21 protein-coding genes are annotated in these 23,281 nt (G+C 70.9%); 10 read left to right on the top strand and 11 right to left on the bottom strand.

The features are described 5' to 3' along the window. The first annotated feature begins 155 nt into the window (after positions 1–155). The 4 genes from QRN23_RS04440 to QRN23_RS04455 all read left to right on the top strand — a co-directional run bounded on the left by QRN23_RS04440 (position 156) and on the right by QRN23_RS04455 (position 5,347). The gene (locus tag QRN23_RS04440; protein ID WP_056048799.1) at positions 156–1,283 is read left to right on the top strand and encodes an aminotransferase class V-fold PLP-dependent enzyme; all 1,128 of its coding nucleotides are present in this window, start codon (positions 156–158) and stop codon (positions 1,281–1,283) included. A 258-nt stretch (positions 1,284–1,541) separates the two neighbouring features. Next, the gene (gene phoH2 / locus QRN23_RS04445; RefSeq protein WP_285062780.1) at positions 1,542–2,885 is read left to right on the top strand and encodes an RNA 5'-3' helicase PhoH2; all 1,344 of its coding nucleotides are present in this window, start codon (positions 1,542–1,544) and stop codon (positions 2,883–2,885) included. A 1,041-nt stretch (positions 2,886–3,926) separates the two neighbouring features. After that, positions 3,927–4,535 (top strand): putative endonuclease domain-containing protein, encoded by a 609-nt coding sequence (locus QRN23_RS04450; RefSeq protein ID WP_285062713.1) that lies wholly within the window; start codon positions 3,927–3,929, stop codon positions 4,533–4,535. After that, positions 4,532–5,347, top strand: a complete 816-nt coding sequence (locus tag QRN23_RS04455) for an A24 family peptidase (RefSeq protein WP_285062714.1) — start codon at positions 4,532–4,534, stop codon at positions 5,345–5,347. The genes QRN23_RS04450 and QRN23_RS04455 overlap by 4 nt, the downstream gene beginning before the upstream one ends. Positions 5,348–5,605: 258 nt before the next feature. Here QRN23_RS04455 and QRN23_RS04460 read toward each other — a convergent pair whose 3' ends face one another. The 5 genes from QRN23_RS04460 to xseA all read right to left on the bottom strand — a co-directional run bounded on the left by QRN23_RS04460 (position 5,606) and on the right by xseA (position 10,034). Continuing rightward, positions 5,606–7,006: a class II fumarate hydratase gene (locus tag QRN23_RS04460; RefSeq protein ID WP_255350807.1), complete on the bottom strand. Its 1,401-nt coding sequence runs from the start codon at positions 7,004–7,006 to the stop codon at positions 5,606–5,608. An 85-nt stretch (positions 7,007–7,091) separates the two neighbouring features. Beyond that, positions 7,092–7,682, bottom strand: coding sequence for a carbonic anhydrase (locus QRN23_RS04465; RefSeq protein ID WP_056049244.1), 591 nt, complete (start codon positions 7,680–7,682; stop codon positions 7,092–7,094). A gap of 142 nt (positions 7,683–7,824) precedes the next feature. Next, positions 7,825–8,508: a DUF4245 domain-containing protein gene (locus QRN23_RS04470; RefSeq protein ID WP_056048791.1), complete on the bottom strand. Its 684-nt coding sequence runs from the start codon at positions 8,506–8,508 to the stop codon at positions 7,825–7,827. Then, positions 8,505–8,735: an exodeoxyribonuclease VII small subunit gene (locus QRN23_RS04475; RefSeq protein WP_285062715.1), complete on the bottom strand. Its 231-nt coding sequence runs from the start codon at positions 8,733–8,735 to the stop codon at positions 8,505–8,507. The genes QRN23_RS04470 and QRN23_RS04475 overlap by 4 nt, the downstream gene beginning before the upstream one ends. A 9-nt stretch (positions 8,736–8,744) precedes the next feature. After that, the gene (gene xseA / locus QRN23_RS04480) at positions 8,745–10,034 is read right to left on the bottom strand and encodes an exodeoxyribonuclease VII large subunit (RefSeq protein WP_285062716.1); all 1,290 of its coding nucleotides are present in this window, start codon (positions 10,032–10,034) and stop codon (positions 8,745–8,747) included. Between the two features lie 124 nt (positions 10,035–10,158). Here xseA and QRN23_RS04485 point away from each other — a divergent pair, with 124 nt between their 5' ends. Both QRN23_RS04485 and QRN23_RS04490 read left to right on the top strand, forming a co-directional pair. Next, positions 10,159–11,223: a 4-hydroxy-3-methylbut-2-enyl diphosphate reductase gene (locus QRN23_RS04485; protein ID WP_233568507.1), complete on the top strand. Its 1,065-nt coding sequence runs from the start codon at positions 10,159–10,161 to the stop codon at positions 11,221–11,223. Continuing rightward, positions 11,220–11,801 carry a DUF6264 family protein gene (locus tag QRN23_RS04490; RefSeq protein WP_159825643.1) on the top strand — a complete coding sequence of 194 codons (582 nt, stop codon included), beginning with the start codon at positions 11,220–11,222 and terminating at the stop codon, positions 11,799–11,801. Before QRN23_RS04485 ends, QRN23_RS04490 begins: the two co-directional genes overlap by 4 nt. 76 nt (positions 11,802–11,877) lie before the next feature. Here the strand turns inward: QRN23_RS04490 and fbaA are convergent, their stop codons facing one another. Further along, complete coding sequence (gene fbaA, locus QRN23_RS04495) at positions 11,878–12,906, bottom strand: class II fructose-bisphosphate aldolase (protein ID WP_159825645.1); 1,029 nt, start codon at positions 12,904–12,906, stop codon at positions 11,878–11,880. Positions 12,907–13,017: 111 nt separating this feature from the next. On the opposite strand from fbaA, the gene glpX reads away from it, so the two are divergent. Beyond that, on the top strand, positions 13,018–14,016 hold the full coding sequence (glpX, locus tag QRN23_RS04500) for a class II fructose-bisphosphatase (RefSeq protein WP_043597850.1): 999 nt from the start codon (positions 13,018–13,020) through the stop codon (positions 14,014–14,016). Positions 14,017–14,081: 65 nt separating this feature from the next. Here glpX and QRN23_RS04505 read toward each other — a convergent pair whose 3' ends face one another. Then, positions 14,082–15,350, bottom strand: a complete 1,269-nt coding sequence (locus tag QRN23_RS04505) for a DNA recombination protein RmuC (RefSeq protein ID WP_285062717.1) — start codon at positions 15,348–15,350, stop codon at positions 14,082–14,084. Between the two features lie 112 nt (positions 15,351–15,462). Then, entirely contained in the window at positions 15,463–16,092 is a 630-nt protein-coding gene (locus tag QRN23_RS04510) for an exonuclease domain-containing protein (RefSeq protein ID WP_173152827.1), read from the bottom strand. 119 nt (positions 16,093–16,211) lie between these two features. Here QRN23_RS04510 and ychF point away from each other — a divergent pair, with 119 nt between their 5' ends. Next, positions 16,212–17,285 carry a redox-regulated ATPase YchF gene (gene ychF, locus QRN23_RS04515; RefSeq protein WP_159825651.1) on the top strand — a complete coding sequence of 358 codons (1,074 nt, stop codon included), beginning with the start codon at positions 16,212–16,214 and terminating at the stop codon, positions 17,283–17,285. Positions 17,286–17,327: 42 nt separating this feature from the next. Beyond that, positions 17,328–18,515, top strand: a complete 1,188-nt coding sequence (locus QRN23_RS04520; RefSeq protein ID WP_285062718.1) for a N(5)-(carboxyethyl)ornithine synthase — start codon at positions 17,328–17,330, stop codon at positions 18,513–18,515. 35 nt (positions 18,516–18,550) lie between these two features. On the opposite strand, the gene QRN23_RS04525 is transcribed toward QRN23_RS04520, so the two are convergent. Then, positions 18,551–19,099, bottom strand: coding sequence for a TetR/AcrR family transcriptional regulator (locus QRN23_RS04525; protein WP_285062719.1), 549 nt, complete (start codon positions 19,097–19,099; stop codon positions 18,551–18,553). Positions 19,100–19,152: 53 nt separating this feature from the next. On the opposite strand from QRN23_RS04525, the gene QRN23_RS04530 reads away from it, so the two are divergent. Continuing rightward, positions 19,153–19,866: an MBL fold metallo-hydrolase gene (locus tag QRN23_RS04530; protein ID WP_285062720.1), complete on the top strand. Its 714-nt coding sequence runs from the start codon at positions 19,153–19,155 to the stop codon at positions 19,864–19,866. Positions 19,867–19,917: 51 nt separating this feature from the next. Here QRN23_RS04530 and QRN23_RS04535 read toward each other — a convergent pair whose 3' ends face one another. Both QRN23_RS04535 and fdhD read right to left on the bottom strand, forming a co-directional pair. Further along, positions 19,918–22,230 carry an FdhF/YdeP family oxidoreductase gene (locus QRN23_RS04535; protein WP_285062721.1) on the bottom strand — a complete coding sequence of 771 codons (2,313 nt, stop codon included), beginning with the start codon at positions 22,228–22,230 and terminating at the stop codon, positions 19,918–19,920. Beyond that, positions 22,227–23,234, bottom strand: a complete 1,008-nt coding sequence (fdhD, locus tag QRN23_RS04540; RefSeq protein WP_350224685.1) for a formate dehydrogenase accessory sulfurtransferase FdhD — start codon at positions 23,232–23,234, stop codon at positions 22,227–22,229. The genes QRN23_RS04535 and fdhD overlap by 4 nt, the downstream gene beginning before the upstream one ends. Positions 23,235–23,281 lie beyond the last annotated feature (47 nt).

A 23,281-nucleotide genomic window follows, 5' to 3' on the forward strand; every position in this document is an offset into this window, starting at 1 on the left:
CCTGGTGGGGTTCTGGTGTGCCGTTCTCCTGAGTTGCCGGCCGCGTGCGGGCCGCCCGCGCACGGCCCCGCGCGGAGGACCGGACGAGGAGGCGCGGGTCGGCGGACCGCGGACGGCACTACGGTGGACCAGTCACCGCCGCCTAGGAGAACACCGTGAAGACCATCGACGACCTCGCCTCGGGGTTCACCGACGAGCCCGGATACTTCGACTTCGCGAAGTGGGGTCCCATCTCGAGCTCCGTCGCCGACGAGCAGCGCTCGTTGGTCGAGGTGCAGGCGAGGGCCCGCTTCGGGTCCGAGATCGCCCTGACCGAGCAGGCCGGTCGCGTCGGACGGGCGATCTCGTCCCTCGTCGGCTTCGCACCCGACCACGTCGTCTTCCAGCCGAACACGAGCGAAGGGCTCACGCACACGCTGTTCGGTCTCACCGGGCAGGTGCTCATGTCGCCGCGCGACTACCCGAGCATGCCCGTCGCGGCGACCCGCTCCTCCGAGGCCCTGCGCGTGCTCGAGCCGGTCTGGATGGACCTCGACCACGACGTGGTCACGCCGGCCGTGGTGCAGCGTCACCTCACCGACTCGGTCACCGCCGTGGCCGTCAGCCTGGTGGACTACCGCACGGGGTACCTGGTGGACCTCGAGGGCATCCGCCAGGTGATCGGCGACCGGTTGCTGATCGTCGACGCGATCCAGGGGTTCGGTGTGGTCGACGCGCCCTACGCCGTGGCCGACGTCGTGGCGTCGGGCGGTCAGAAGTGGGTCCGCGCCGGGTGGGGGACGGGCTTCCTGGCCCTGAGCGACCGGGCGCTCTCGGCCCTGACCCCGGTGTTCAGCGGTGTCGCCGGGAGCGACCTGACCCTCGGCGGCTCGTACCACGGACGGCAGCCGACCCGCCCGGGTGCTGCGGCGTTCCAGTTGACGAATCCCGACCCCATCGCCCAGGCGCGCCTCGCCACGGCCCTCGAGGACCTCGCCGACGTGGGCGTCGCCGCCGTCTCGCGGGCCGTGGCCGAGCGGGCCACGCGGGTGATCGACCTCGCCGACGAGTTCGCGGTGCCGGTGGTCTCGCCGCGCGACGAGGCGGAGCGCGCCGGCATCGTCGTGCTCGAACCCGCCCTCGACCAGATGACGACGCTGACGGCCGCACTGATCAACCACGGGGTCACGGCCACCGTGCGGGACACGACCGTGCGGCTGAGCGTGCACGTGTCCACGGGCGACGATTCGTTCGAGATGCTGCGGGGTGCGTTCACCTCGTTCGGCACGACCGTCTTCTACTAGGCGGGATCGCTCTGCGGGGTGGGGCTCGCGCGCTGCACCCTCGACCGTCACATGAGGGTCGTTCACCTGATCGTCACACGACACGGTGGCGTCGATGATGCGGATGTCGGAGGCGCGTCGTAGGTTCGTCACATCGGGCAAGGAGCCCGATCGAGACGGCCACGAAAGTTCGCCTCGCAACTGCTCCGCGGCCGTCTCTGCCGAAGGTACCCGGGTGCCCAGCCGCCCGAGGACGGAGTGGTCGTGACCGCGTCGAACATCACCTCAACCGAACGCAACACCGCAGCAACCGCGGGGGGTGACCAGTCGGTCGCCCAACGCACGTACGTGCTCGACACCTCGGTGTTGCTGTCCGATCCGCAGGCGCTCTTCCGCTTCGCCGAGCACGACGTGGTGCTTCCCGTCGTCGTCGTCAGCGAACTCGAGGGCAAACGTCACGACCCCGAGCTGGGCTACTTCGCGCGCCAGGCCCTTCGCCTCCTCGACGACCTCCGCGTGAAGCACGACCGTCTCGACTTCCCGGTGGCCGTGGGTGACGGGGGCTCCCTACGGGTCGAGCTGAACCACTCGAACATGTCGGTGCTGCCCTCGGGCCTGCAACTGAACGACGCCGACTCGCGCATCCTCGCCGTCGCGTCGAACCTCGCCGCCGACGGGCTGGCCGTCACGGTCGTCTCGAAAGACCTGCCCCTGCGGGTGAAGGCCGCGTCGATCGGACTGGCCGCCGAAGAATACCGGGCCGAACAGGTCGTCGACAGCGGGTACACCGGGCAGACCTCGATCGACGTCTCGAGCGACCAGATGGCCTCGTTCTACGAGTCCGAGAAGATCTCCGTCCGCGCACTCGCGGACGTCCCCGTGAACACCGGGGTGGTCGTGCACTCGGAGCGGGGCTCGGCACTGGGGCGCGTGGTCGCCCGCGGCGAGGCCCGTCTCGTCCGCGGCGATCGCGACGTCTTCGGGCTGCACGGTCGATCGGCCGAGCAGCGCCTCGCGATCGACCTGCTGCTCGACCCCGAGGTGGGCATCGTGTCGCTGGGCGGCAGCGCCGGCACGGGCAAATCGGCCCTCGCGCTCTGCGCCGGCCTCGAGGCCGTCCTCGAGAAGCAGCAGCACAAGAAGATCATGGTGTTCCGCCCGCTCTACGCGGTGGGTGGCCAAGACCTGGGGTTCCTCCCGGGCGACGCCGGCGAGAAGATGAACCCGTGGGCGCAAGCCGTCTTCGACACGCTGGGAGCGATCGTGTCCCAGAACGTCCTCGACGAGGTGGTCGAGCGGGGCATCCTCGAGGTCCTGCCCCTGACGCACATCCGGGGTCGGTCGTTGCACGACGCCTTCGTGATCGTCGACGAGGCCCAGTCCCTCGAGCGCAACGTCCTGCTGACCGTCCTGAGCCGCATCGGCCAGAACTCGCGGGTGGTGCTGACCCACGACGTGGCGCAGCGCGACAACCTGCGCGTCGGCCGGCACGACGGGGTCGCCTCGGTCATCGAGACGCTCAAGGGTCACCCGCTGTTCGGTCACGTGACGCTGACCCGCTCCGAGAGGTCCGCGATCGCCGCCCTCGTCACCGAGATGCTCGAGTCGAACGACCTGGTGTAGCAGGGACGCAGGAGGCGCGGGTCACCTGACCCGCGCCTCCTTGCGGTCTGGCGCTGCGCCTCCCGCGGTCTGGCGCCGCGCCTCCTGCGTGTCCGGCGCCGCGCGTCCTGCGTGTCCGGCGCTGCGCCTCCTGCGTGTCCGGCACCGCGCGTCGTGTCGGCAACTCCGGCGATCGGCAGGCTGCGAGGAGTCAGGGCCGCACCTGGTCGCCGTTCTCCTGAGTTGCCCACCGGACCAGGCTCGGGGTCGCGTGGTGCTCAATGGTCCGTGACGAGTCGGCGTCTCGGTGCGATCCGTGCCGTGCTCGACCGGCACGAGGGACCACCTGCCGGTCGGCAACTCAGCAGTCCGACACGGTTCGAGGCCGTGTCGAGGTCGGTGGGCGGCATTCTCCTGACTTACCAGCACGGTCGGGAACGCCCGGACGGGCGCGGGGCTTGGTCGGGAACGCCCCGACGGGCGCGCCACGGGGTCGACGAACCGCGCTGCGGGACGCCTCGGCCCCACCTCGCGCGACGCGGACGTTCTCCACCGGCGGGCTCTCGTGCGCCGCGGAGGAGGTGCGGGTCGCGTCAGCCTGTCGGCATGCAGCAGATCGCGACCCACGTCAGGAGGGCAGGCGGCGTCCTCCACAAGCGGGAACTCGTCGCCCTCGGAGCCACCGACCGGATGCTCACCGCAGCAGTGCGATCCGGGCACGTTCACCGGGCCCGACGCGGGTGGTACACGACCTTCGCGCCGGGGGAGGCACGGTACGAGGCCGTGCGCATCGGGGGCCGGTTGACCGGGGCGTCGCACTTGGCCCTGCTCGGGGCGTGGATGTGGACCACCGTTCCGATCGTCAGCGTCGTGGTGCCCCCTGGAGCCTCACGACTTCGGGCCAGGCACGGTGCGAGGGTGCTGTGGCGCTCCGACGGGCGCGTTCCCCCTCGTCCGTCACCCGGGACCGTGCCCCATCCGCCGGATGACGACGAACACGGATCGGAAGACGCACGGCGTGCGGCCTGGGCCGTTCCCATCGGCACCGCTCTGGTGGACGCCGTGACGGTGGCTCCTCTCGACGAGGCCGTCGCCCTCCTGGACTGGGCGCTGTCGAGCGGTCACTTCTCGGTCGCCGGACTGCACGCGGCCTTCGCCGAGGCTCCCGCGGATGTGAGGGGCATCGTCGACTGGGCCGACCCACGGAGCGAGAGCTTCATCGAGAGCGTCATGAGGGTGACGTTCGCCGACCTGGGGCACCGCGTCGAGTCCCAGACCCGGGTCGGCCCGCAGGACCTCCGCCGCATCGACATCGTCGTCGACGGTGTCGTCGCCCTCGAACTCGACGGGCGCAGGTGGCACGGCGACACGTTCGACGCGGACCGTCTGAAGGACCTCGCGATCACGGTCCAGGGACGAACCGCCCTTCGAGCGAGCTACGAGATGGTGCGCGACCATCGATCGCTCATCGTCGAGGCCGTGCACGCGGTGCTCGACGACGCCCGGCGACCTCGACGGCGACTCGTCGTGACGATGGGCCGTGCCCCCCGTCCGCGAACCCGGCGCACGCGAGGTCGACGCCCGTGGCATCTGGTCCGACCAGCTCGGGGACGTACTCCGCAGCCGGGTCGGTCAGGATCGGCGTCGGCTTCGTCATCAGGAGCATCGTGAGCTCGCCGGAAGGTCTCGTGGACGAGACGGTGTCGCCGGACGGGACGGGCTCGCCGGACGGGACGGTGTCGCTGGACGAGACGGTGTCCCCGGACGGAACGGTGTCCCCGGACGGGACGGGCTCGCCGGACGGGACGCGCCCGTCGGACGGGGAAGCGGTTCGAGGCGGTGATGGGCCGCGACAGGAGCGCACGCAGGCCCTCGAAGCAGTCGCCGCGGCTGCACTGTCGGCGGTCACGGTCGCTGCCGCCACACTGCATGCCGGTCCCCTCACGGGCGCGAGCGCCGGGGCGGTGATGCTCGTCGGGTGTCTCGGAGTCGCAGCCGTGACTCCGGCCCTGGTCCGGATCGACATCGCCGAGCGTCGACTGCCGAACGTCCTCGTCGGAGTGGCCGCGGGTGCGTGGGGGGTGTCGACCGTCCTGCTCGTCGCAGGGGGCGGTATCGCCACGGCGGCCACGAGCTTGGCCTTCGCCCTGGTCGCCGCCGGGCTCGGCCTGGTGGCTGCCATCGCCGGCGGCCTGGGCATGGGGGACGTCAAGCTCGGCGCCGTGTTGAGCGGACTCGTCGCGACGGGTAGCCCGGCGGCCCTCCTGGGTCTCTGGGCTCTTGCCGGAACGTTTGCGATCGGTGTGGCCGGCGTTCGGACGTTGGGCTCGAGGCCGCGACGGGCCGGCACGCCTCCGCGGCCAGGGCTGGCATCGGTCAGCCGAGGCATCCCTTTCGGGCCGTGCCTGCTCGCGGCCTTCTGGTGTGTCGTGGCCAGCCCGTCGGTGGCCGTCGCCGTCGATGCCGTCGTGACGGTTCCGTGAGGTCCGCGTCGCGGCGTGCCACCGTCGACGGGAACGGGAACGGGAACGGGAACGGGAACGAGAACGGGAACGGGAACGGGAACGGGAACGCGAACAGGCAGGCGAGAGAGGGTAGAGAAGCCGAAACGCCGAGGAGGCGCGTGTCCGTCGATGACGGACGCGCGCCTCCTCGACGTGCTGTGGTCCGGGCCGGCCGGGGATGGGCTCAGGCCGGAGGGCTCGACCCGGACCGCTCTGGGCTGGACGCAGGCCGGAGGCTCAGCCCGGGTGGGTCATGCTGAGCACGTCGAGTGCGGTGTCGAGCTGCTGCTCGGTGACCTCGCCCCGCTCGACGAACCCGAGATCGACGACGGCCTCGCGAACGGTGAGCTTCTGGGCCACCGCGTGCTTGGCCACCTTCGCCGCGGCCTCGTAGCCGATGACGCGGTTCAGCGGCGTCACGATCGACGGAGACGACTCGGCGAGGGCCCGGGCGTGCTCGACGTTGGCCTCGAGGCCGTCGACGGTCTTGTCCGCCAGCGCTCGGGTGGCGTTCGAGAGCAGGCGGATCGACTCGAGCAACGCCGTCCCCATCACGGGGATCGCCACGTTGAGTTCGAAGGCTCCGGAAGCGCCGGCCCAGGCGATCGTCGCGTCGTTGCCGATCACCCGTGCCGAGACCATGAGGACGGCCTCGGGGATGACCGGGTTGACCTTGCCCGGCATGATCGACGAGCCGGGCTGCAGGTCGGGGATGTGCAGCTCGCCGAGACCCGCGTTGGGCCCCGAGCCCATCCAGCGGATGTCGTTGTTGATCTTGGTGAGGCTCACGGCGAGCACGCGCAAGGCACCGGAGGCCTCGACGAGCGCGTCGCGGGCCCCCTGCGCCTCGAAGTGGTCGAGCGCCTCGGTGACGGGCAGCCCGCTGTCGTCCGCGAGGGCGGCGATGACCCGCTGCGGGAAGCCTTGGGGCGTGTTGATGCCGGTGCCGGTGGCCGTTCCGCCCAGGGGGACCTCTGCCACGCGCGGCAGGGCGCTCTGCACCCGTTCGATCGCGAGACGGATCTGGCGGGCGTAGCCGCCGAACTCCTGCCCGAGCGTGACCGGCGTGGCGTCCATGAGGTGGGTGCGGCCCGCCTTCACCACGTCGGACCAGGCCGTGGCCTTCTTCTCGAGGGCGACCGCCAGGTGGTCGAGGGCGGGCACCAGGTCGTGCAGCAGCGCGCCCGTGACGGCGACGTGCACCGAGGTCGGGAACACGTCGTTCGACGACTGCGACGCGTTGACGTGGTCGTTGGGGTGGACGGCGACGCCGTCGACCGTTCCGGCGAGGGTGGCGAGTACCTCGTTCATGTTCATGTTCGAGGACGTGCCGCTGCCGGTCTGGTAGACGTCGACCGGGAACTGGTCGTGATGGCTGCCACCGATGATCTGGTCCGCGGCCGAGACGATCGCATCGGCGACGGGTCGGTCGATGATGCCCATCTCGCCGTTCACCAGGGCGGCCGCGCGCTTGATGCGAGCGAGCGCGACGATCTGCGCCGGCTCGAGACCGGCCCCGCTGATGGGGAAGTTCTCGACGGCACGCTGCGTCTGGGCGCGGTAGAGGGCCGATGCGGGCACCCGCACCTCGCCCATCGTGTCGTGCTCGATGCGATACTCGGTCTCGGATGTGGTCACGACGTCGTGGTCCTTTCCTCGGGCCCTGCCGGGCTGCTGCGCCCATGGAGGGCGCGGGGCGTCGGAGCGTTCGCCCCGACTCGGTTCAGAGTCGGCCGACGACGACCGAAGGGTCGACCCGCCCGTTGGCGAGGTCGTAGTTCGCGCCGACCACGGCCAACTTACCGTCCGCGACGGCGGACGCGATGAGGGCGGACCGGTCGACGAGCGTGCGGACCGACGCCTCGATGTGCAATTGGCCGACCGTGCGGGGGTCGAGGTCGGCACCCGTCTCGAGGTCGAGCTGGGCACGCTCGACCGACGGCATGATCATGTCGATCAGCCCACCCAGGAAGGCCGACCCGGGGGCGGCGTCGGAACCGATGGAGTCGATGGCCGAAGCGACGGCGCCGCAGCTGTCGTGGCCGAGCACCACGATGAGGGGGACGTGGAGCACCGAGACCGCGAACTCGAGCGAGGCGATGACGGTGTCGCCGACCACCTGGCCGGCGTTGCGCACGACGAAGAGGTCACCGAGGCCGACGTCGAAGATGATCTCGGCGGCCAGTCGCGAGTCGGCGCATCCGAAGAGGGCTGCCACGGGCTCTTGACCGGCAGCGAGGGACGATCGCCGGTCACTGTCCTGGTGGGGGTGGCGAGGTGCCCCCTCGACGAAGCGGTGGTTGCCGTCCACCATCCGGCTCCATGCCGTCCCCGGCTCGGACGCGCTCGCCGGCGCGATGGCCGAGACGTCCGTGGGCAGGGACGTCGCGGTGTTCTCGGGTGCGGAAGGGGCCGCGGTGGCGGGCACACCGGCGGCGGGGTCGTGTCGGGTCACGTCATTCGCTTTCTTGGCTGGAGATCTGCTCGGCCAGGGAGGTGGCCAGGACGTCGAACTCGGCGTCGTCGGCCGTGCCGTAGAGCACGTACGAGCTGCGGTCGACCGTGGTGGTCAGGGCATAGGCGTAGTTGCCCGGGTCGTCGGCGTCGCGCCGATCGTAGACGTCCCAGGTCAGACCGCCGATCGACCGGGTCGACGTCGCCGCCGCGTTCTGCACCTGCAGGCTGACCCAGGTCGGATTGGCGTCGATGCCCTGTTCGAGCCCGATGAACTGCTGGGCCGGCGTGATCAACCCCACGTACCAGGTCGGTACGTCGTCGCGGGTCGTGGAGCGGACCTCGGCGGCGTTCGAGCTCCAGCCGTCGGGCAGCGGAGGCGCGGCCAGGGGGGCGTCGACGCTCGCCTGGGCCTGCGACGCGACCTGGACGTAGTCGATCTCCTGCCGGTTCACCGTGCCACTCGGGCGGACCACGACGAGCACCAGGAAGAGCACGATGCCGAGCGAGGCGACGATCGACAGGGTCAGGTTGATCGCCGTCTGGTTCGCGTAGTGCTTGCGGGTGTTCTCGGCCTTGCGCGCGGCGGTCTCGTCCGGGGTCTCGGGTCGGCCGAGTTCGGCGACGATGCGGGGCTCTCGGGGGCGTCGCGAGCCCCGGGGGCCGCCGTCGGAGGGGGAGGTCATTCTGCCGACACCTGACGGCGGGCCGCCTCGAGGCGCTCGCGCGCCCCCATCAACCATTCTTCGCAGCGCCGGGCGAGCGCCTCGCCGCGTTCCCAGAGGGCCAGCGAGCGCTCGAGGGTCGAGGCGCCCTGCTCGAGTTCGGACACGACGGACACGAGCTCGTCGCGGGCCTGCTCGTAGCTGAGCGACGAGACGTCGGGCTGGGTGCTGGTCGGGGTGGTGTCCACGTGACGATCCTAACGAGGGGTGCTGGCGGAGGTCGTGGCGGACGCCACGGGTGACGACTCGTCGGGAGCGTCGGAGCCTGGGGAGGAGGCGCCGGTGCTGACGGCGCCCACCGCGCCTCCGTCGGTGGTCACGAGCAGGCGCGTCTCGGCGGGGGCCTCGGCGGGGGACCGCAACACCCCGCCCGACGGCAGCTGCACGATCGCGTAACCGCGGCGCAGCGTGCCCTGCGGCGACAGGGCGCGCAGCTGTGCCGTCAGCTCCGAGACGCGGGTGTGCGCCCTCTCGACGGCCCGGCCCACGAGTTCTTCGCCGCGGGCCACCGCCCGGACGACCTCGTCGGCCCGGACGTCGACGAGGGTCTGGGGCGACGCCAGCACCGGCCGGCTGCGGATCTGTTCGAGCCGGTCGATCTCGGTGGCGACCAGCGAGGTCAGACGCACGCCGATGCGGGTGCGCGCCTGTTGCACGCGCGACAGTTCTTCGGTCACGTCGGGGACGACCCGTTTCGCGGCGTCGGTGGGCGTGGACGCGCGCAGGTCGGCGACGTCGTCGAGCAGCGGCCGGTCCGCCTCGTGTCCGATCGCGCTGACGACCGGCGTGGTGCACTCCGAGACGGCGCGGACGAGGCCTTCGTCGCTGAAGCCGAGGAGGTTCTGGAAATCGCCGCCGCCTCGCGCGACGATGATGACGTCGACCTCGTCGTCGGCGTCGAGGCGCTGGATCGCCGCCGTGACCTCGCCGACCATGCGGTCGCCCTGCACCGCCGCGTGCACGACGCGGAACGAGACCGAGGGCCATCTCAGCTGGGCGTTGCGCAGGACGTCTTTCTCGGCGTCGCTGTCCTTGCCGGTGACGAGGCCGATGCAGCCGGGCAGGAATGGCAGGGCCCGCTTGCGCTCGGGGGAGAAGAGCCCCTCGGCCGTGAGCTGGCGTCGGAGGCGCTCGAGTCGTTCGAGGAGGTCGCCGAGCCCGACGTGGCGCATGTCGAAGACCTGCATCGTGAGGCTGCCGCCCTTGACCCAGTAGTTCGGCTTGACGGCGGCGATGACCCGGTCGCCCTGCTTGAGGTCGGCGGGTACGCGTGACTTCACGCTGGACCAGATCGAGAACGAGACGGTCGCGTCGTGTTCGAGGTCGCGGAGCTTGCCGTAGACGTTGCCGCCCGAGACGTTCCACTGGGTGATCTCGCCCTCGACCCAGGCCGTCCCGAGGCGGTCGATCCAGTCGCGCACCTTGCTCGCGAGGAGGCCGACGGGCCACGGGGACTCGGCGGTGGGGGGAGGGGGAACGATCGTCATGGAGCTCCGTTCGAGGGGTGGTCGACACCGGCAGGACGAGCGGCGACCCCGGTGATCGACCGGTCGCGCGGTCGCTCCCAGTACGCGACCAGTCCGGCACACCTAGACTCGTCGGGTGAGCCACATCTCCAACGGCGCCCTCGCCATCGACCTGCCGACACCGCGTGTTCCTGCGGTGCGGAACAGGCTAAAGGATACCCCCGTCAACGGACGCAAGCAGGTGCTGCTCGCGGCACCCCGCGGGTACTGCGCCGGCGTCGACCGCGCCGTCATCGCGGTCGAGAAAGCCCTCGAGCACTACGGCGCGCCCGTCTACGTCCGCAAGCAGATCGTCCACAACGTGCACGTGGTCGCGACCCTCGAGAGCCAGGGGGCCATCTTCGTCGACGAGGTCGACGAGGTCCCACCGGGGTCGCACATCGTCTTCAGCGCGCACGGCGTCTCGCCGGCCGTCGTGAAGGGTGCGGCGGATCGCGAGCTGCAGGCCATCGACGCGACCTGCCCCCTCGTCACGAAGGTCCACCGCGAGGCCGTGCGCTTCGGCAACCAGGGCCGGCACATCATCCTGATCGGCCACGCCGGGCACGAAGAGGTCGAGGGCACGATGGGCCACGCGGCGGATCGCACCACCCTCGTGCAGAACCCGGGCGAGGTCGACGACCTCGTCGTCGCCGACCCCGACAACCTCGTCTGGCTGTCGCAGACCACCCTCAGCGTCGACGAGACGATGGAGACCGTGCGTCGACTGCGTGAGCGGTTCCCGAACATCCAGAACCCCCCGAGCGACGACATCTGCTACGCCACGCAGAACCGCCAGGTCGCCATCAAGAAGGTCGCCCAGGGCGCCGACCTCGTCATCGTCGTCGGATCGGCGAACAGCTCCAACAGCGTGCGTCTCGTCGAGGTCGCCCTCGAGCACGGCGCCAAGGCCGCCTACCGCGTCGACTACACGAATGAGATCAAGCAGGAGTGGCTCGACGGCGTCGAGACGGTGGGGGTTACCTCCGGCGCGTCGGTTCCCGAGGTGCTCGTCGACGAGGTGCTGGCCGACCTGTCGGACGCCGGCTACGTCGACGTCCACGAGGTCGTCACGGCTGAGGAAGACCTGATGTTCTCACTGCCGAAAGAGCTGCGGAAAGACGCGACGGGCCAGGTCGACGCCCGCGGCCTCGGCGGTCGCACCCGATGACGGACGACCGACCGAAGCCGCGCTACGGCGAGTACGCGCCCGAGGGCTGGGTCAATCCGGCCGCGGCCGAGGCCGACGCCACCGAGGAGGCGCGGGTCGCCGGTCAGGACGCCCGGCCCGCGGTCTCGACCGACGTCCGCCCCGGTGACGAGACCCGCACCGCGCCTCCTGCGCTCTCGACCGGGCGGCGCATCGACCGGGTGGCGACGTTCGCCCTGATCGGACTGGGAGCCTTCGGGGCGATCCAGGCCGTCGCCCGCGTGCCCGGTTACGCGACGACGCAGCTCGCCCAGTTCGAGACGTTCGGGCTCGACCTCTCGGGGTTCGGCTCGTCCGCTGCGCTGCAGACCTTCGGGGTCGTCATGGCCGTGTTGGCCGTGACGCTGTTCGCCGTCTCGACCTGGTGGACCCTCCGGCGGCTGCGCGCCGGGCGTCTCGGCTTCGTGGTGCCCCTCGTCGCCGGTGTGGTCTTCGGCCTCGTGCAGGGCTTCGGGGCGGCAGCGATCTTGATGGGCGATCCGGCTTTCGCCGAGGCGATGCAGAGCTTCACGAACGACTACTTCTCGGGGTCGAACTGACGTCCACCCCTCGCTCCCACGACGAAGCCCCCGAGCACTCGCTCGGGGGCTTCGTCGTGCGACCAGGAGGCGCGGGTCAGCTCGCCGACTGACCGTACGACCCGAGCTGCTTCGTCGCCTCGACGACGCGGGCGGCCATGGCGCTCTCGGCGACCTTGCCCCAGGCGCGGGGGTCGTACTGTTTCTTGTTGCCGACCTCGCCGTCGACCTTGAGGAACCCGTCGTAGTTCTTGAGCACGGTGTCGGCGATGGACCGGCTGAAGGCGTACTGCGTGTCGGTGTCGAGGTTCATCTTGACGACGCCGTTCGAGACTGCCTCGGCGATCTCGGCGTCGGACGACCCCGAACCACCGTGGAAGACGAGTTCGAGGGGCTTCGCGGCGGTGCCGAACTTCTCTTGGATGCCCTGCTGGATCTCGCCGAGCAGTTCGGGACGCAGCTTGACGTTGCCCGGCTTGTACACGCCGTGCACGTTGCCGAAGGTGAGGGCGGCGATGTAGCGGCCGTGTTCGCCGAGGCCGAGCGCCTCGACCACGCGGGTGACGTCGCCCACCGTGGTGTAGAGCGCATCGTTCGTGCCTTCGTGCTGCACGCCGTCTTCTTCGCCGCCGACGACGCCGATCTCGACCTCGAGGATGGCGTTGATGGCCTTCGTGCGCTTCAGCATGTCCTGCGCGATCGAGATGTTCTCGTCGAGCGGGACGGCCGAGCCGTCCCACATGTGCGACTGGAACAGCGGGTTGCGACCGGCCCGGACCTCTTCTTCGGAGGCGGCGATGAGCGGGAGCACGAAGCCGTCGAGGGCGTCCTTCGGGCAGTGGTCGGTGTGGAGGGCGACGGTCACCGGGTAGTTCTTCGCGACCTCGGTCGCGAACTTGGCGAAGGCGATGGCGCCCGCGGCGCGGTTCTTGACGGTGTGGCCGGCGAAGTAGTCGGCGCCGCCGGTGGTGACCTGGATGATGCCGTCGCTGCCCGCCTCGGTCAGGCCCTGCAGCACGGAGTTGATCGTCTGCGACGACGAGACGTTGACGGCGGGGTAGGCGAAGCCCTTGTTCTTCGCCTTGTCGAGCATCTCGGCGTACTGCTCGGGGGTTGCGACGGGCATTGAATCTCCTTCGATCACGGCTGGTGGCTCATCCACCCTAGTCAGCGCACGTCTGTTCGTCCTGGTCGTCGGAGCCCGGTCGGGAGGCGCGGCGCGGGTAAGATCCGGAGCATGGCTGACACGGATTCCGGAACCCTCTACTCGCACCCCGACCGCAACCTCGGCATGGAACTGGTCCGGGCCACCGAGGCGGCCGCGATCCGTTCGGCGCCGTTCATCGGCAAGGGCGACAAGAACGCCGCCGACAAGGCCGCGGTCGACGCCATGCGCAAGTTCTTGGGCACGGTGGCGTTCGACGGCGTGGTCGTGATCGGCGAGGGCGAGAAGGACGAAGCCCCGATGCTCTTCAACGGCGAGCACGTCGGCAACGGCTTCGGCCCGGCCTGCGACATCGCCGTCGACCCGATCGACGGCACGAGCCTCACCGCGGCGGGACGCATGAACGCCCTCTCGGTGATCGCCGTCAGCGACCGCGGCAGCATGTACGACCCCAGCGCCGTCTTCTACATGGACAAGATCGTGACCGGCCCCGAGGGCCGCGGCATCATCGACCTCGACCGTCCCATCGGCGAGAACATCACCGCCCTGGCCGCGGCCAAGGGCATCGCCGTCGAGGACATGCAGATCGCCGTCCTCGACCGTCCCCGTCACGCCGACCTCATCGCCGAGATCCGGGCCGTGGGCGCGTCGACCCGCCTGCTCCTCGACGGTGACGTCGCCGGTGGCATCAACGCCGCCCGTCCCGACTCCCGCATCGACATGTGCGTCGGTGTCGGTGGCACGCCCGAGGGCATCATCACGGCCTGCGCGGTCAAGGCCCTCGACGGCCTGATCCTCGCCCGCCTCGCCCCGAAGGACGACGCCGAGCGCCAGAAGGCGATCGACGCCGGTCACGACCTCGACCGCGTCCTCGACCAGGACGACCTCGTCACGGGCGACAACGCGTACTTCGTCGCCACGGGTGTCACCGACGGCGCGCTCGTCGCGGGCGTCACGCGCAAGCAGGGCATGATCCGCACCTCGAGCATCGTGCTGCGCTCGCACTCGGGCACCATCCGCCGGGTCGAGGCCGACCACCTCGTCTCGAAGTGGTACGGCGAGAAGGCCTGACCGGCGCGACACCCGCCTGACACCACGAACGCCCGGCCTCGGCCGGGCGTTCGCCGCATCAGGGGTCAGTCGTGGTCGGTGCTGCGGTCACCGAGAGCCGACGCGAGCTCGGGGGCGGTGAGTTCTCGGGGGGACTCCTCGACGGTCGTCGGGGTCGCGAGGACCTTGGACTCGTCGAGCATGCTGAGCCGACGGGCCGACGGGAGGACCGCCCGCTCGAGCGACCCGACGAACCGGTTGTAGTCCGTGACGCCGGCGCGCAGCGACCGGCCGAGCTTGTCGACGTGGCCGGCCATGGTCGACAGTCGACCGTAGAGTTCGCGGCTGAGGTCGAAGAGCTCTTTCGCCTCGGCGGTGACGACGTCCTGTTGCCAGCTGAAGGCGACGGTCTTGAGCACCGACCAGAGGGTCACGGGCGAGGCGAGGGCGACGCGCTTCTGGAAGGCGTAGTCCATCAGGGCCGGGTCGGCCTCGAGGGCGGACGACACGAGCGACTCGCTCGGGATGAACGCGATGACCAGCTCGGGCGAGGACTCGAGCCCGGCCCAGTACGTCTTGCCCGCCAGGGCGTCGACGTGGGCCCGCAGCGCCTTGACGTGCTGCCGGACCAGCTGGTCGCGTCGTGCGCCCTCGTCGCCCGTGGCGGATGCGGGGATGGCGCTGGCCTCGAGGTAGGCGGAGAACGGCACCTTGGCGTCGACCGCGATGTTCTTGCCGCCGGGGAGGTGCACCACCATGTCGGGGCGACCGGAGCCGGCGTCCGACGAGATCGACGTCTGCACGTCGAAGTCGACGCGCTCGACGAGACCCGCTGCCTGCACGACGTTGCGCAACTGGGTCTCGCCCCACACGCCGCGGGTGCTGTTCGACTTCAGCGCGGAGGCCAGCGACTCGGCCGTCCCGCGGAGCCGTTCACCCGATTCGGCGGCGGTGCGGAGCTGCTCGCTGAGGGCGCCGTACTGGAGGGTGCGTTCGGCTTCGAGCTCGGCCACCTTCTGCTGGACGGCCTGCAGGCTCTCGGCCACCGGGCTGAGCGCGACGAGCACCTGACCGTCGGTGCGCGCCCTCTCGGCCTCGGCGATGCGGACGTCGCGGAGGCGGTCCTGGAACTCGCGGAGGCGGTCTTCTTGCTGCGCGATCTGTCGACGGTACTGGTCGTCCTGACCTTCGAGGCGCTCGCGCGACGCGTCGGCCACGGCGCGGGCTGCGGCGAGGTCGGACGACAGGCGTGCCGTCGCCTCCGCGGCGCGGGTACGGGCGACGAGTGCCCCGACGGCGACGCCGAGGACGAGACCGAGCAGCAGGGCGAGGAACAGCGCGAGCGGAAGGGGCATGGCGGAAGTGTGGCAGCGGCCACCGACACCGGTCGGGAGTCGACGCGATGGGGTCGGGGGAGACCGACGCGCCCCGGGGGCGTCGGGCGTCGGACTGGCGGGAGGGAGGCGCCTAGCCGAAGGCCATCGGGCGTCGGTCGGCCCGGGGCACGGCGGGCGCCGTCGGCGCCCCGGCCGGCTGCAGCACCTTCACCTTGACCGACGCGATCGTCGCGAGTTCGGCCAGGTCGGAGGCACCGTGGAACAGTGCGGCGTGGGCGACGATGGCCGCGCAGGCCTCGGCGTCGGCGAGGGCGTCGTGGTGGGAGAAGGCGTCGAACCCGGCGGCCGTCGCGGCGACCGGCAGCCGGTACGAGTCGAGCGAGTAGGTCTTGCGGGCGACCTGCAGGCTGCAGAGGTACGACCACGGGGGAGGGGTGAGCCCGGTCGCCGCGCAGGCGGCCTTGATGACGCCCATGTCGAAGCCGGCGTTGTGGGCGACGAAGACGTCGTCGCCGGCGAAGTCGGCGAGCAGCTCGAACTGTTCGGCCCAGCCGAAGGCGCCGACGACGTCGTTCGCGACGATGCCGTGGATGCGGGTGTTCCACTCGGAGAACTCGTCGTGCCCGGTGGGTGGCTGGATCAACCAGCCGACCTTGTCGACGACGACGCCGTCGCGGACCTTGACGAGGCCGACGGAGCAGGCACTGGCGCTGCTCGAGTTCGCGGTCTCGAAGTCGATCGCGGTGAAGTCGATGGGCATTGACTCATGCTCTCACGCGCCTCCGACACCGCCTCCCCAGGCGCGGTGGGCGACCGTTCCCTCCACAGCGGACGCGGTTCCGACGGCACGGCTCGGCAGGCCCGGTACGCTTGACCCTCGTGGCTCTCACTATCGCGATCGTCGGACTGCCCAACGTCGGCAAGTCCACCCTGTTCAACGCCCTGACCAAGAACCAGGTGCTGGCGGCGAACTATCCGTTCGCGACCATCGAGCCCAACGTGGGCATCGTCAACCTGCCCGACCCGCGCCTCCAGGTGTTGGCCGGTCTCTTCGGCAGCGAGAAGATCCTGCCCGCGCCGGTGTCGTTCGTCGACATCGCCGGCATCGTCAAGGGGGCGAGCGAGGGCGAGGGCCTGGGCAACAAGTTCCTGGCGAACATCCGCGAGGCCGACGCCATCGCCGAGGTCGTGCGCGGCTTCGACGACCCCGACGTCGTGCACGTCGACGGCAAGGTCGACCCCGAGAGCGACATGGGCACGATCAACACCGAGCTGATCCTCGCCGACCTCGAGACGGTCGAGAAGGCGCTCGTCCGGTACGAGAAAGAGCTGCGGCTGAAGCGCGTCGAGCCGATCGTGCACGAGACGGCCGTCGCCGCCAAGGAGGCGCTCGAGCGAGGCGAGGCGCTCTCGGCCACGAGCATCGACCTCGAGCCGATCCGCGAACTCGGGTTGCTCACCGCGAAGCCCTTCATCTACGTCTTCAACGTCGACGAGGCCGTCCTGACCGACGAGGGGCGCAAGGCCGAACTGCAGGCCCTGGTCTCGCCGGCCGAGGCGATCTTCCTCGACGCGCAGGTCGAGTCCGAGCTGATCGGCCTCGACGACGAGGACGCCGCCGAGCTGCTCGCGTCGCTCGGGCAGGACGAGTCCGGTCTCGACCAGCTCGCCCGCATCGGCTTCGAGACTCTGGGCCTGCAGACCTACCTGACGGCCGGCCCGAAAGAGACCCGCGCCTGGACGATCGGCAAGGGCTGGAAGGCCCCGCAGGCCGCCGGGGTCATCCACACCGACTTCGAGAAGGGCTTCATCAAGGCCGAGGTCATCTCGTTCGACGACCTGGTCGAGACCGGCTCCATCGCCGAGGCCCGCTCGGCCGGCAAGGCCCGCATCGAGGGCAAGGAATACGTCATGCAGGACGGCGACGTGGTGGAGTTCCGCTTCAACAACTGACCCTCCGGCTCGGGGGCGAGCGCCACTCATCTACTCTCAAGCATGAGCCAAACGGATTCCCCGCCCACCGGCACCACCTCCGGCGCCCCCGCACTGCTGCGCCTCGGCGTCCTGGCCACCTCGCGCAAGCCCGACGAGCGGCGCCTGCCGATCCACCCCGCCCACCTCGACCGCATCGACGCCGACCTGCGCGCGAGCATGACCCTCGAGCGCGGCTACGGCCTGCGCTTCGGCATCCCCGACGCCGACCTCGAGCCCCTCGTGGCGATGGCCGACCGCGAGCAGATCGTCGCGGACAGCGACGTCGTCCTGCTGCCCAAGCCCCAGGCCGCCGACCTCGAGGGCCTGCGCGACGGTCAGAGCCTATGGGGCTGGCCGCACTGCGTCCAGGACCGCGAGATCACCCAGCTCGCCATCGACAAACGGCTCACCCTCATCGCGTGGGAGGCCATGAACCACTGGCAGTCCGACGGCGGCTACGGCCTGCACGTCTTCCACAAGAACAACGAGCTCGCCGGCTACTGCTCGGTGCTGCACGCCCTCCAGCTCTGCGGCTCGACCGGCGACTACGGCCGTCGCCTCAGCGCCGTCGTCATCGGCTTCGGCGCCACCGCCCGCGGCGCCGTCACGGCCCTCAACGCCCACGGCATCCACGACGTGCGCGTCCTGACGAACCGCAACATCGCCGCCGTCGGGTCGCCGATCCCGTCGGTCGACATCTTCCAGTTCGAACACGACCCCGAGACGCCCGGCGCCAGCACCGTGAACACCCCCGACGGGCCGGTCGCCCTCGCTCCGTTCCTCGCCGCCGCCGACATCGTCGTCAACTGCACCCTCCAGGACCCGAACGCCCCGCTCACCTACCTGCGCGAGACCGACCTCGACGCCTTCCGCCCCGGCAGCCTCATCGTCGACGTCTCGGTGGACGAGGGCATGGGCTTCGACTGGGCCCGCGCCACGACGTTCGCCGAACCGCTCATCACCGTGGGCGCCACCACGAACTACTACGCCGTCGACCACAGCCCGTCGCTGCTCTGGAACTCCACGACGTGGGAGATCAGCGAAGCCCTCCTCCCGTTCCTCCGCACCGTCATGGAGGGGCCGACCTCGTGGGCGGCGTCCGACACGATCCGTCGTGCCGTCGAGATCGCGGAGGGGCGGGTCGAGAACGAGGCGATCCTCGAGTTCCAGCACCGCGCCTCCTCGTACCCGCACGCACCGCTCGACTGAGCGGAGCCGCAGGCCGGGCGGTCGTGGGGGACGGCTCAGACCGCAGGAGGCGCGGCGAGGGCCGCGAGGACGCGCTCGGCCCCGAAGTCCCACGCCCCGTCGACGTCGCCGCCCAGCTGGAAGCCGCCGTTGAGCTCCATGATGACGAAGCCCGCCACCCACGCCGTGAGCGTGCGGGCGGCGTCGAGGGCCCGCTCCGGCCCGACGAGCTGCTCGCCGACCCGGAGGGCGGCCGCGCTCGCCGCGGCGCCGAACTCGCGTCGCGCGGTGGGGACGCCGGGCCCGGGCGTCATGACCAGTTGGAACGCGGCCGGACGTTCGTGCCCGAAGGCCCGGAAGGCGTCGAGCACCTCGCGGGCCGACCCCGCCCCGTCGAGCCGCGCGGCCAGGTCGGTGAGGGTGGCCTCCGCGACCGACCGCAGCAGCGCCTCCCGGTTCTCGACCCTCTTGTAGAGCGAGGGTGCACGCACGCCGACCCGTGCCGCGACCGCGGCCATCGTGAGGCCGGACGGGCCGTCGGCCTCAAGCAGCTCGCGCGCGGCGAGCAGGATGGCGTCGGGTGAGGTGCGGTCGGGTGTGGGCATCCGTCGAGTATAGCTATTGACAATAGCCATGATGGCTAACTACCGTAGCCATCATGGAACTCGCCCCCTCCCTCCACCGCATCGGCAACGACATCGTCGCCGCGTACCTCGTCGTCACGCCCGCGGGCGTGACCGTGATCGACGCCGGTCTGCCCGGCCTCTGGTCCGAACTCGTCTCCGAGCTGGCCTCCGTCGGACGCACCCTCGACGACGTGAAGGGCGTCGTCCTCACCCACGGTGACTCCGACCACGTCGGCTTCGCCGAGCGGCTGCGTCGCGACCACGGGGTGCCCGTGTACGTCCACGCCGCCGACGCCTCGCGGTCGAAGGGCAGGCCGAAGCCGAAGAACGGCATGCCGCCGATGAAGCTCGGCCCCCTGCTGGGGTTCGCCGGCTACAGCCTGCGCAAGGGCGGGGCGAGGACCGCCTGGCTCACCGAGGTCGTCGAGGTGCACGGGGGCGAGACGCTCGACCTGCCGGGTGCGCCTCGGATCATCCCGATGCCCGGGCACTCCGAAGGCAGCATCGCCGTGTTCGTCCCGGGCGTCGACGCCGTGTTCGTGGGCGACGCCCTGACCACGCGCCACGTGACGACCGGGCACGTCGGGCCCGCACCGGCTCCGTTCACCGACGAGCCCGAGCAGGCCCTGGCGTCGCTCGACGCCCTGCTCGACACCGGTGCCACCTGGGTGCTGCCCGGCCACGGTGCCCCCTGGGACGGTGGCGTGGCCGCGGCCGTCACCGCCGTCCGCGCCGCCGCCCGCTGACCCGACCGGGCCGGCTCGGCCGGCGCCGCACGGCGACGGGCCGACCCGGGGTCAGACCCCGACCGGCACCGCCGCCGGCGTCACCCGCACCAGCACGGCCTTCGACACCGGGGTGTTGCTGCCGATCGACGCGCTGTCGAGCGGCACGAGCACGTTCGCCTCGGGGAAGTACGCGGCGGCGCACCCGCGGGCCGTGGGGTAGGCGACGATGCGGTAGTCGCGGAGCACCCGTTCGACGTCGTCGGTCCAGACCGTCGACACGTCGACCTTCTGGCCGTCGGTGAGCCCGAGGTCGTCGAGGTCGAGCGGGTTGACGAAGACCACGTGCCGACCCTTCTTGATGCCGCGGTAGCGGTCGTTGAGGCTGTAGATCGTGGTGTTGTACTGGTCGTGCGAGCGCAGGGTCTGCAGCAGCAGCGTCCCCTCGGGGCGTTCGACGTGCTCGAGGTCGTTGACCGTGATCATCGCCTTGCCGACCTTCGTCGCGAAGGTCCGCGAGTCGCGCGGCCCGTTCGGCAGCACGAAGCCGTCGCGGCTGCGCACCCGCTCGCTGTAGCGCTCGAAGCCCGGCACGACCCGGCTGATGTGGTCGCGCAACGTGTCGTAGTCGTCCTCGAAGCCCTTCCAGTCGATCTCGAGGTCGGCCCGGTCGCCGAGCGTCGCCCGCGCCAGCCGACTGACGATGGCGACCTCGCTGAGCAGGTCGGGCGCGACCGGCGGCACCTGGCCGTGGCTGCCGTGCACCGAGCACACGGTGTCCTCGACCGAGACGAACTGCGGCCCGGCCTCCTGCACGTCGATCTCGGTGCGGCCGAGCGTCGGCAGGATGAGCGCCTCGGCGCCGACCACGGCGTGCGAGCGGTTCAGCTTCGTCGACACCTGGACGGTCATGTCGGTCCCGCGCATCGCGGCCTCGGCGAGCTGGGTGTCCGAGATCGCGGCCACGAGGTTGCCGCCCATGCCCATCCAGAACTTGATCCGCCCCTCCTGCATGGCCTTGATGCCCTTGAGGGCGTCGACGCCGTGCTCGCGCGGCGGGTCGAAGCGGAACTCCTTCTGCAGGGCGTCGAGGAACTCGTCCGAGACCTGCTCCCAGATGCCCATCGTGCGGTCGCCCTGCACGTTGCTGTGCCCGCGGATCGGCGAGGCGCCGGCACCCGGCTTGCCGATGTTGCCGCGCAGGAGCAGCAGGTTGATGATCTCCTTGATGGTGTCGACGGCCTTGCGGTGCTGCGTGATGCCCATCGCCCAGGTGATGATCACGCGGTCCGAGGCCAGGTAGCGGTCGGCCAGCTCGTCGATCTCGGCCCGGTCGAGCCCGGTCGCCAGCAGCACCTCGTCGTCGTCGACCTGCGCGATGTGCTCGCGGAAGGCCTCGAGCCCGACGGTGTGCTCGGCCAGGAACTCGTGGTCGAGCACCGTGCCGGGGGCGGCGTCCTCGGCCTCGAGGACGCGCTTGGCGACGGCCTGCAGCAGCGCCATGTCGCCACCGAGCCGGATCTGCAGGAACTGGTCGGCGATCTCCGTGCCGCGACCCGCGACGCCGCGAGGCAGCTGCGGGTTCTTGTAGCGACGCAGGCCGGCCTCGGGCAGCGGGTTGACCGCCACGATCTTCGCGCCCTTGAGCTTGGCGTCCTCGAGGGCCGTCAGCATGCGCGGGTGGTTGGTGCCCGGGTTCTGCCCGAGGATGACGATCAGGTCGGCCTGCTCGAAGTCGTCGTAGGCGATGGTCGACTTGCCGATGCCGACCACCTCGGCCATGGCGAGGCTCGTCGACTCGTGGCACATGTTCGAGCAGTCGGGCAGGTTGTTCGTGCCGAAGGCGCGCACGAACAGCTGGTACGCGAAGGCCGCCTCGTTCGAGGTGCGGCCCGAGGTGTAGAACGACGCCTCGTCCGGGCTGTCGAGCGACCTCAGCTTGTCGCCGACGATGCGGAACGCCTCGTCCCACGACACCTCGCGGTAGTGGTCGCTGCCGGCGGGCTTGTGCACGGGCTTGGTGATGCGGCCCTGCATGCCGAGCCAGTACTCGGTCTTGTCGAGCAGGTCGGTCACCGAGTGCTCGGCCCAGAACGTGTCGGGCACGAGCACCGGGTTGGCCTCCCAGGTGACCGCCTTGGCGCCGTTCTCGCAGAACTCGGCGACCTTGCGGTGGTCCGGGTCGGGCCAGGCGCAGCTCATGCAGTCGAAGCCGTCCTTCTGGTTCAGCGACGTCATGAGCTTGACGGTCCGGGCCAGCCCGAGCTGCTTGATGGCCGGGTCCATCGAGTGCAACACGCCGGGCACGCCGGCGGCCCACTCGCGCGGGGGGCCGACCTCGATGTCGGCGTCGGTCACGTCGGAGACGGGGGGTTTCTCGGTCACGGTCTGGTTCCGATCGTCAGGGGGACGGGCGAGGAGGCGCGCGTCGCGCCGCCGGGGAAGTCGGGGGCGTGGGCGTCGGCGGCGTCGGCGGAGTCGGGGGACGAGGAGGCGCGGGTCGCGTCGCCGGCGTCGCGCGAGCGGGCCGACGGCTCGGTCCCGTCGGGCTCGCCGAGCCGGTCCGGTCGCGAGTAGACGACCATCGACCGGCCGCGGAGGAACCCCACGATCGTGACGCCCAGCTCGGTCGCGAGGTCGACGGCGAGCGAGGACGGTGCCGACACGGCGGCGAGCACCGGGATGCCGGCCATCGACGCCTTCTGCGTGAGCTCGAACGAGGCGCGACCCGAGACCATCAGGACGGTCCCGCCCAACGGCAGCCGCGCCTCCTTGACGGCCCAGCCGACGACCTTGTCGACGGCGTTGTGCCGACCGACGTCCTCGCGCAGGACGAGCAGCTCGCCCGTGCGGCCGTCGAAGAGCGCCGCGGCGTGGAGCCCGCCGGTCTTCTCGAAGACGTCCTGGCCCTCGCGCAGGCGGTCGGGGAAGGTGGAGAGCAGTGCGGGGTCGACGACGAGGGGGTCGTGCCGCACGTCGTGCTGCGACGTCGTGCGGACGGCGTCGATCGAGGCCTTGCCGCATAGCCCGCACGAGCTCGTCGTGTAGAACGCCCGCTCGAGGCTCGGGTCGGGCGCCGGCACCCCGGGCGCGAGCGTGACGTCGAGCACGTTGTACGTGTTGAGCCCCTCGGCGGTGGCCCCGGCGCAGTAGCGGGCGGCGAAGAACTCGTCACCGGTCGAGATGACGGCCTCGGACACGAGGAACCCCGCGGCCAGGTCGAAGTCGTGACCGGGCGTGCGCATGGTGATGGCGAGCGACGTGCCGCCGACGCGGATCTCGAGGGGTTCCTCGACCGCGAGGGTGTCCATGGTCTTACGGACGCCGGCGCTGCCGTCGTCGCCGACCGTGATGCGGGTCACCGGTTTGCGGGACGTGATGCGTGCCATGAGTCAGGTCTACCCCTCGAACCCCGGAATCGAAAGCCGGCGGGGTC

Source organism: Frigoribacterium sp. ME-P-080, assembly GCF_030209595.1.
In the GTDB taxonomy this organism is placed as follows: domain Bacteria; phylum Actinomycetota; class Actinomycetes; order Actinomycetales; family Microbacteriaceae; genus Frigoribacterium.

Excerpts from the sequence above, each read along its gene's own strand:
- QRN23_RS04505 (WP_285062717.1), bottom strand. The coding sequence starts at position 15,350 with ATGCCCCTTCCGCTCGCGCTGTTCCTCGCCCTGCTGCTCGGTCTCGTC.
- QRN23_RS04470 (WP_056048791.1), bottom strand. The coding sequence starts at position 8,508 with ATGACCTCCCCCTCCGACGGCGGCCCCCGGGGCTCGCGACGCCCCCGA.
- QRN23_RS04525 (WP_285062719.1), bottom strand. The coding sequence starts at position 19,099 with ATGCCCACACCCGACCGCACCTCACCCGACGCCATCCTGCTCGCCGCG.
- QRN23_RS04490 (WP_159825643.1), top strand. The coding sequence starts at position 11,220 with ATGACGGACGACCGACCGAAGCCGCGCTACGGCGAGTACGCGCCCGAG.
- QRN23_RS04530 (WP_285062720.1), top strand. The coding sequence starts at position 19,153 with ATGGAACTCGCCCCCTCCCTCCACCGCATCGGCAACGACATCGTCGCC.
- QRN23_RS04465 (WP_056049244.1), bottom strand. The coding sequence starts at position 7,682 with ATGGTGGACGGCAACCACCGCTTCGTCGAGGGGGCACCTCGCCACCCC.
- xseA (WP_285062716.1), bottom strand. The coding sequence starts at position 10,034 with ATGACGATCGTTCCCCCTCCCCCCACCGCCGAGTCCCCGTGGCCCGTC.
- fdhD (WP_350224685.1), bottom strand. The coding sequence starts at position 23,234 with ATGGCACGCATCACGTCCCGCAAACCGGTGACCCGCATCACGGTCGGC.
- QRN23_RS04510 (WP_173152827.1), bottom strand. The coding sequence starts at position 16,092 with ATGCCCATCGACTTCACCGCGATCGACTTCGAGACCGCGAACTCGAGC.
- QRN23_RS04520 (WP_285062718.1), top strand. The coding sequence starts at position 17,328 with ATGAGCCAAACGGATTCCCCGCCCACCGGCACCACCTCCGGCGCCCCC.
- fbaA (WP_159825645.1), bottom strand. The coding sequence starts at position 12,906 with ATGCCCGTCGCAACCCCCGAGCAGTACGCCGAGATGCTCGACAAGGCG.
- glpX (WP_043597850.1), top strand. The coding sequence starts at position 13,018 with ATGGCTGACACGGATTCCGGAACCCTCTACTCGCACCCCGACCGCAAC.